At 47.8% G+C, this 8,895-nt stretch carries 6 protein-coding genes; 3 read left to right on the top strand and 3 right to left on the bottom strand.

Going from position 1 to position 8,895, the window contains the following annotated elements; all coding sequences use genetic code 11:
* The 3 genes from K8R76_08390 to K8R76_08380 all read right to left on the bottom strand — a co-directional run.
* Positions 1-2,321, bottom strand: a 2,321-nt coding sequence (locus K8R76_08390; protein MCD4848194.1) for a hypothetical protein, incomplete at its 3' end; no start/stop codon positions are given.
* A gap of 186 nt (positions 2,322-2,507) precedes the next feature.
* On the bottom strand, positions 2,508-3,116 hold the full coding sequence (locus K8R76_08385; GenBank protein MCD4848193.1) for a hypothetical protein: 609 nt from the start codon (positions 3,114-3,116) through the stop codon (positions 2,508-2,510).
* Between the two features lie 20 nt (positions 3,117-3,136).
* On the bottom strand, positions 3,137-5,194 hold the full coding sequence (locus tag K8R76_08380) for an elongation factor G (protein MCD4848192.1): 2,058 nt from the start codon (positions 5,192-5,194) through the stop codon (positions 3,137-3,139).
* Between the two features lie 144 nt (positions 5,195-5,338).
* Between K8R76_08380 and K8R76_08375 the strand changes: the two genes are divergently transcribed.
* From K8R76_08375 to K8R76_08365, 3 genes are all read left to right on the top strand, one after another.
* Positions 5,339-5,671, top strand: coding sequence for a hypothetical protein (locus tag K8R76_08375; GenBank protein MCD4848191.1), 333 nt, complete (start codon positions 5,339-5,341; stop codon positions 5,669-5,671).
* Positions 5,672-5,753: 82 nt separating this feature from the next.
* Entirely contained in the window at positions 5,754-7,835 is a 2,082-nt protein-coding gene (locus K8R76_08370; GenBank protein ID MCD4848190.1) for an FAD-dependent oxidoreductase, read from the top strand.
* The coding region (locus K8R76_08365; GenBank protein ID MCD4848189.1) for an FAD-binding oxidoreductase at positions 7,825-8,895 on the top strand (1,071 nt) is incomplete at its 3' end. The genes K8R76_08370 and K8R76_08365, both read left to right, overlap by 11 nt.

The raw sequence follows: 8,895 nt of genomic DNA, 5'->3' as shown, positions 1-8,895 counted from the left end.
TGGTATACACCTGAAGGAATGACGCTGCCGTTCGTGTCTCTGAGGTTCCAGACAAGGCTGTGCTGTCCCGCGCCCATCTCCTCAGCTGCAAGGGTAGTCACGATTCTGCCTGTTACATCGTAGACATCAATTCTTGCAGCACCTGTTGTTGCAAGACTGAATGGAATTGTAACACTGCTCATGGCAGGACTCGGATAGACGGAATCGAAGTTGTTAATGTATTCAGATCCGCCTTCACCTTCTCCGATACCGACACCGGCGACGGTGATGGATCCCTGGTAGGACACGTAATCACGTGCCCAGGCCACAACGGACATCGTTCCGGTAGTGGTGGGAGAAACATAGAGTGTTACGTTTCCGCTTGCATCAGTTAAGCCCACTTTGTAGACCTCACCGGATTGCCAGTTACCCTTTTGAAGGCATACTCTGGCTCCGTTAACAGGTGAGCCTTCAGATGTTACTGTAACAGTGACATTACCTGCTCCGTTAATACTGGCCGGATGAGAAGCGGAAAGATCCGTCGCGTCTATAAACCACATCGGGAGTTCAGGATCTCCGAAAAGGTTGTACTCCTTTACACACCAGTCAGAGTAATCGTTATTGATCGGAGTCATCTCGTCAGAACCCATAAGATGGGCGACTCCGAGATTATAGAGATCATCATTCCACATCACATCGTAGAAGTACCTTGAAAGAACCTCACTTTCACCGTAACCCGGATTGGATGGCGCACCCCATCCATACCTGGCGTTGAAAGCTCCGAATCCTCCGCCATTGGGAGAAGCGAGCCATGCATCACCCATGCATTCATATCCGTCAAGCTGTCCGATAAGGCATGAGATGGAGTTCCAAATTGAGGGAAGTCCTCCACCTGAGATGTTGGTCTGATTCATGAAATCGGTAGTTGTATAGCTTCCACCGGGAAGGGAGAAGGATGTCTGCGAACCGTGGCTTCCATGGTATAGATGATGAGGCCCTGCGTTAATCATGTTTCTTGTAATGGTGACGCTGTTATTTCCATTAGAATCGTAGCACTTCTCCTCTTCCCATGCGGAGGATGGTACCATCGGGGAAATCAGCTCTGCACCGGCTGAGGCATAGCACCAGTACGGGGAACCCCAGAGAAGTTCGGTTGTATATCCGATTCTCATTTCAACCGGAGCAGTATCAAAATAGTCAGTAGATGTAATACGTTCGTAAGTGAAAACCTTGTTGTTGAAGATAGTGCATTCACCTGTAGTGTTTACGCTTGCTCTTCCAACCCAGAGGTCAGGATGGTAATCTACGTTGTCGATTCCACGCTCACCGAATATATGGTTGAAATTACTGTCCCACTGATCAGCACCGGGGGCGGAATCGTTTATATCAGCCCAGTACAGGTCAACGCAGGGGTATTCAGTGTAGTAACCGGTAATCATAATTTTGACATCCTGACCAGCGATCCTGTTGTCGTCACCATAGATAAGGACGTACTCGACACCTTCATCGCGACAGTCGGTAAGAAAAGCGCGGATTTCCTGGGGAGCGTTGTAGCAGGAGTACTGACCGGTGATGTATGTCGTCGTGTAGACGTTTGTCGGTACACCTTTTGAAGTTTTCCAGTCCGCGAGATCCTGCGCATATGCCTCATAATCAGGAGGGGTGATAATTACATATTCACCGTAAATAAGGTCTTTCGAATCGACTATAGCCGCGCCTGAGTGAGCGACATTATCCGGATTGACTACAGTATTTCTGACGATTTCCTGCGAACGAAGTTCGCTCTGAATGCTTCTGCGGGAGACGGTTGAAGCTTCAGGGCTGTTCTCGTAGGTAACATTGACAGTAAGGTCTGTAAGAACTTCAATAGTCCCGGATGCAGGATTCCATCGTACAGGATAGATATCTACGTAAGCCACAGGAATTCCCATAACAACACTTGAATTGATGAATTCAATGGATGTTGAGGGAAATGATTCGATTGATGAGTATATCTCGTGGTCTGGCTGAAGAGGCTGTATCTCCTGCTCCACGGAAAGTGGAACGGGAAGTGAAGCAGGCATTACAGTGAACCTGCCGCGGATATCAGAGTACTCAGCATCGATGATCTCGATACCGGTTGCAGCGCATCCTGTTGGAAGTGCTATCTTTTCAGTATAGACCGGAAGACATGGAGTGCCTGCTTCAGTCATAATACGCATTCCCATACCGGTTACCCTGGTATAAGGTCCTGTTTCCTCTATTTGTATAGCGGAAGCATCAACAGGTATTGTGACGATCATTTCACCTGCATTTACAGTAAACGCTGCTATAAGCAAAACAAAGAGAGCTAATCGCTTCATTTCAAATCCCTTCAAATTGTAGGAAATCCTGTATTCAGAATTTCACATTTCGAACAAGTAATGTCCTGTTAGTATATAACCAGCACCGGTTGCCTGAAGAATACAATAGGCTTTAATCCAGAAACACAACACCATGTTTCCAGTTTCGGTTCCCAGAATTGTGGACAGATCAAGAGGGAATGAATGTTAAAAGATGCCGGCCTGAAGCATATCTTCAACAATTCCTACTAAATCAATATCATATTGTTCAGGCGAAGTCCATACTATGGAATCCGGGGATGCTGCTTCGAATTGAAGAATATCCGCCTTATCGATGCGGCAGATAAGATAATCCACACCGAAATACTCATTAGCCATAGCGGCTCTGTCGATTGATGAACCTTCTCCAAGATCCATCGGATCAGAGTATACGAATACCTCATCCGAAACCATCATTCTGAGAATTTCTATAAATTCCCTCGCGAGGGTCGATCTATTTTCTCCCGGTAAAGTGGATACTGCTACAAAAACCTGTTTCCTTTCGGTCGCGGCAACCTCATCCCAGTCAATACCGGTATGTATTATCCCGGACTGAGCATCTGACGAAGCAGGTGCATCTTCATTGCCTGAATCTGATAATACATCAATGAATAGAAGACCGCCTATTACAACAGCAACTCCGATAACTATGTAAGTCATTGGAATTGAACTGTCATCATCGCCGCCGCCACTCGGATCGGCAGCCATGACAGGGCAGGTCAATATGAACAGCATTGCGAGCAGTGCAGGCACTGTCTTATTTAATCCTGCTGTCATCGCGTTAACCTTCTTCCTTTTCACTCATCATCGGTTTCAACCTTTGCCATAATGCTTTCCTGTATTTCTCTCGGAACCGGTTTGTAACCCTCGTAACTCTGGCTGAAACTGCCTCTGGCCTGAGTAAGAGATTTAAGAGTATTTGAGTACTGGAAGAGCTCTGATTCCGGAATGGATGCTTTGATAACCTGAAAAGCGCCCTCGGCTTCTATTCCCTGAATTCGTCCTCTTCTGCTTGTCAGGTCGCTCATGACATCACCCATGAATTCTTCGGGAACAGTAACTTCAAGGCTTACAACAGGTTCAAGAAGACTTGGTCCGGCATTCATCATTACGTTTTTGAAACACTTTCTTGCAGCAAGTTTGAACGCCATATCCGAAGAATCTACAGGATGATAGGATCCATCAAACACAACTGCTTTGATATCCACCACTTTGCTGTTTGAAATAGGACCATTCTTCATTGCTTCCACAACACCTTTTTCCACGGCAGGAATGAAGTTGGTGGGCACATTGCCCCCGACTACTTTACTCTCAAATACAAATCCTTTACCGCGTGGAAGCGGTTCAAGTTTGATGAATACGTGACCATACTGACCCCGTCCACCGGTCTGTTTCTTGTGTTTGTAGGATCCCTCCGCCGTTTTGCTGATAGTCTCGTGGTAAGCAATTCTTGGCTTGAATGTTTCCGTTTCCACACCTGTGTTATCCTTAAGTCTGCTCAGCATTACCTTCAGATGCAGATCACCCATACCTGACAGAGTTGTCTGTCCGATATCCGACTCATTTCTGAGAATCAGAGTAGGGTCCTGAGCCGCGAGTCTTGAGAGTCCGGAACCCATCTTGTCCTCGTCACCCCGCTTCTTCGGAGCAATTCCGACTCTGTATACAGGTTCAGGAAAAGTAATGGGATCCAATATGATATGACTTCCCTTCCCTGCCAGTGTATCGTTTGGTGATGTGTTCTTCAGCTTTGCGATGGCTGCAATGTCACCTGTTACAAGCCTGTCTGTATCAATTCTTTTACCGCCGCTCATGAAGTAGTAATTGCCCATACGCTCGGATGTGTTTCTGGTTGTATTCGTCACATCCTCCGTACCGCTGATTCCACCACTCATAACTCTTATATAGACTATCTCACCCATGTGAGTATCAACCGTGCTGTTGAAAACCCTTGCCAGGAATGGAGCGGATGGATCAGGTGCTATCTCAACTTTTTTACCGCCATCCTCAGCGGTGACAGGAAAGGCCTCAAGTGGGGAAGGGATGAATGTCGGTATACTGTCAAGAAGGAAATTCTGCCCGGTCGGCGGGATAGAAAGACCACAGAAAAGAGGGAAGAAATTCCTTGTTCGGGCGGCTTTCATGAGTCCGGAATTCATTTCCTCGGATGTCAGAGTCTCATTCTCAAAAAAAGATTCCATAAGAGTTTCATCTGTTTCAGCAGCTGCTTCAACAAGCTGCATTCTGTACATTTCAAGGTTATCCTTTGCAGAATCAGGGACAGGGATATCCTTGCCTTCAACGTTAACGGCTTTACCCGTGAGTACGTTGACTATTGCTATAAGAACATCGTTCTCCCGTGCGGGGAATGTTATCGGAACTACATTCTTCGCAAGGTTTTTCCTGATATCGGAGACGATTCTCTCGAAATCGGTACTGTCTCTGTCAACACGGTTAACCCAGAAGATGAGAGGCTTGTTGTTATTGGCTGCGAAATCCCATGTTTTCAGTGTTCCGACTTCAACTCCATCCGTACCGTCAACAACAAGTACAACGCCGTCCGCAACGACTATGCTGCCGATTGTAGCGCCATGAAAATCCGCCAGCCCCGGTGAATCGATGATATTGATCTTGTGGTCTTTCCAGTCGAGTATACCAAGGGAAGAGGAAAGGCTGTGCTTCCTTTCGCGGCTTTCATTGGTGAAATCGAACTGACTGGTGCCATTGTCAACCTTTCCCATCCGTTCCACGCCTCCGCCAACGAAGAGTATTGAATCGCACAGGCTGGTTTTTCCCACAGATCCATGGCCAATAACTACAACTGTTCTGAGCTTGTCAGGTGTATAATTCTTCAATCTGGTGCTCCTGTTCCCGATCTGATTTACATTACATAGTAGAGTAATTCTATATGTTCTTAAAGGAACGTATTATTTACGAATGAATTGTGCTTCTGTCAACTCTTTAAAGCACGTGGTAATTTGAGATGTGAAAGAGGATAATTGAGTTCAGCACGGCTGTTATTACTTCTTATCGGAATCGCCTTCCTGTGGTTCATAGTAAGGCAGGTCATGAAACACTGGCTCGGAGGTCCTGATCGGGAAGAACTTTACAGGGAAATCGACTCTGCGGAAAGAATGATCGAGAGGGAAGCGGGAAACAACATACCAAGGTGTCCTGTCTGCGATTCATTGACGGAGCTTTACAAATATCCGCATATCAGAGTCTGGAGGTGCTGTAACTATCCCGAGTGCAGAGGTTACGTCAGAGCGAAGAAACCGACAAGAATGAAATTCGCTTCTGACTGGGAACGAAAACGAAATAGAAAAAAGTAGGGTTATAGAGTTGCCTCAATGATTTCACATTAATAGATTGAGCATTCCCTGATTATCAATTCCAGTACTGTTGGGAGGAGCATTGTCTTTTCAGGAAAACCGTATTAACAGACATCCGGTGCTTGATCAGCCAGATGCGGAAAGAGTTGAGTTTACATTCAATGGACAGCCTGCCATTGGACTGGAGGGTGAGGCTGTATCATCCGCTGTCTTCGCTTTCGGCATTCACATATTCGGACATCATCATACTGACGAAAGCCCCCAGGGGATGTTCTGCGCAAATGGACAGTGCTCACAGTGTACGCTTCTTATTGATGGAATCCCATTGAAGAGCTGCATTGTACCTCTTAAGAGAGGAATGGATGTCAGAAGCCTTGAGGGACTGCCTTCACTCGAAGATCTTCCCGGCCCGGATGTATTTCCTCCTGTAAATATTCAGACCAGGGTATTGATACTCGGTGCCGGACCCTCCGGCATGGCTGCTGCTATTGAGCTTGGAAAAGCTGGAATAGACACAATAATAGTTGATGATAAAGATCGGCTCGGAGGTAAGCTTGTCCTTCAGACTCACAAGTTCTTCGGTTCGGAAGCGGACTGTTACGCCGGAACACGGGGTATTCACATAGCAGAGCTGCTCGCAGGTGAAATTTCAGAGATGGATTCCGTTGACATATGGCTTAACAGTGTCGTCCTCGGTGTATTCAGCGACGGGACTGTCGGAATCAGGTGCGAAGATGGTTACAGGATAGTGAAACCGGAGATTCTTCTTGTAGCAACGGGAGCCAGGGAAAAATCACTGCCCTTTCCGGGATGCACACTTCCAGGTGTTTACGGCGCCGGCGCATTTCAGACAATGGTTAACAGAGATCTGGTCAGGTGCGCTGAAAGGATATTCGTTGTCGGCGGGGGGAATGTGGGGCTTATCGGAGCCTATCACGCTCTTCAGGCAGGTATGACGGTAGTCGGGCTTGCAGAAGCTCTTCCTGTATGCGGCGGATATAAAGTTCATGCAGATAAAATCAAAAGACTTGGAGTACCGATATACACCAGACATTCTGTAATCGCGGCACATGGAATCGAACAGGTGGAAGCCGTGACAATCGCCGAGATTGATGATTCCTTTTCTCCTTTACCAGGCACCGAACGTACATGGGAAGTAGATACGGTGTTAATGGCCGTTGGATTGAATCCGGTTGATGAATTCCACCGGAAAGCTCTAGATTTCGGCATGAAATCCATGATGGCAGGTGATGCCGAAGAAATTGCTGAAGCAAGCGCCGCAATGTTTACAGGCAGGATAAGAGGCCTTCAGATAGTTGCTTCTCTCGGTTCAGCGGGAATAAACATACCTGATGAACTCAGGGAAAAGGCTGAAATACTCAAGAGTTCCGGAGGAGAGACTTTTCCATACAATCCCCCTGAGGAAAGAACGGGGATTTTTCCGGTTCTGCACTGTACGCAGGAGATTCCATGCAACCCATGTATGACAGTGTGTCCAAAGGATCTTATTGGTACATCAGGACATCCGATAATGGGATTGCCTGAATTTCATGGTGAATGCGTGGGATGCGAAAAATGCGTTGCTGTCTGTCCTGGACTGGCGGTGACTCTGGTCGATTTCAGAAATTCCTCTGACAGACCGATTGTAACTGTTCCTTTTGAACTTGGTGAATGGCTTCTTGAAGAAGGAATGGAAATGACTGTGACAGGATGGGAAGGAGATATCCTCGGGAAAGCTGTCCTGATCGGATGGAAATACGCAACCGGATTTCCGAAGACACTTCTTCTGAAGCTCGAAACACCCGCTTCAATCGCCTGCAGGACGGCCGGAGTGGTTGTTCAGGATCCTGATAAGATCAAGCCTCTTCCTGTTCCATTAGAGGTTCCCCTTCCGGATACAGCTGTTATCTGCAGGTGTGAACGTGTTACCGCAGGGGAGATTCGAGAGTATATCAGAGCGGGCACCAGAGACATGAATCATCTTAAAGCTCTTACAAGAGCCGGGTTTGGAGCGTGCGGCGGGAAGACCTGTTCAACACTGATCGAAAGAATCTGCAGGGAGGAAGGAATTCCCCCGGAGGAGATTACACCATTTACAGACAGACCACTGTTCGCCGAGACTCAACTGGGCTGGTTTTCCGGAAAGGGCAGCGATGATGAATAACCGAACTTACGATGTCATCATCATTGGAGCCGGCAGCGTTGGTACTCCTATGGCAATGAGTCTTGCTGAGAAGGGAATTTCCGTTCTCTGCCTTGACAGTGCCTTTTCAGCGGGGCAGGGAAACAACAAGTGTGCTATCGGTGGAACCAGAGCTACACATACTGAACCCGCAAAGGTGACCCTTGCTCTTAGGTCCCTTGAAGTATTCAGAACATGGGAGGAAATCCACGGGGAAAGCATAGGATGGTACCAGGGCGGATACACATACGTTGCCTACGATAAAGATACTATGTCGCTATTCAGGCAGAATGTGCCCCTTCAGCGGAATGCGGGTCTTAACATTAATTTAGTCTCAGCATCTGAAATCGAGGACCTTGTTCCGGGTATAAACTCCGATGGTCTTCTGGGCGGGACCTGGTCACCCGAGGACGGAAGTGCAAGTCCCATGCTCTGCTGTTACGCGTTCTACAGAAGAGCAGCGGAACTCGGAGCGGAATTTCGGTTTAATGAAACTGTACAGCGATTCAGTATTGATAATGGGAAAGTAGTGTCAGTAATCACCGACAGGGGAACATACTCATGCGGAGCGGTTGTGAACTGCGCGGGCTCCTTTGCCGCTTCGGCAGGAAGGATGGCGGGAGTTGAGCTTCCGGTATATCCAGACTGTCACGAGGCAGGTGTCACAGAGCCCGTTGAAAGGCTTTTCGATCCGATGGTTGTTGATATTCGAAAGGCTCCGGGATCGGCGAATTACTATTTCTACCAGCACGAGACAGGTCAGATCGTATTCTGCATCACGCCCGATCCGCCTGTTCCCGGAACATCTGTCGAAGAGACTTCCGGATTTCTGCCGCTCGTGGCGCCGCGAATGGTAGATCTGTACCCCAGACTGGCGAATCTTAAAGTAAGAAGAGTCTGGCGGGGTGTTTACCCGATGACTCCTGACGGATCCCCGATTCTGGACAGATGCGGTCCTTCCAACCATTACATCGCGGTTGGGATGTGCGGCCAGGGATTCATGCTTGCCCCGGGGATAGGAGAGCTGATGTCAAGATTGCTG

It is taken from the genome of Candidatus Aegiribacteria sp. (genome assembly GCA_021108435.1).
Lineage (GTDB): Bacteria > Fermentibacterota > Fermentibacteria > Fermentibacterales > JCC-6 > Aegiribacteria.
Note: the sequence above shows the minus strand (reverse complement) of the source record. Positions and strands in the feature narration are given on the sequence as shown.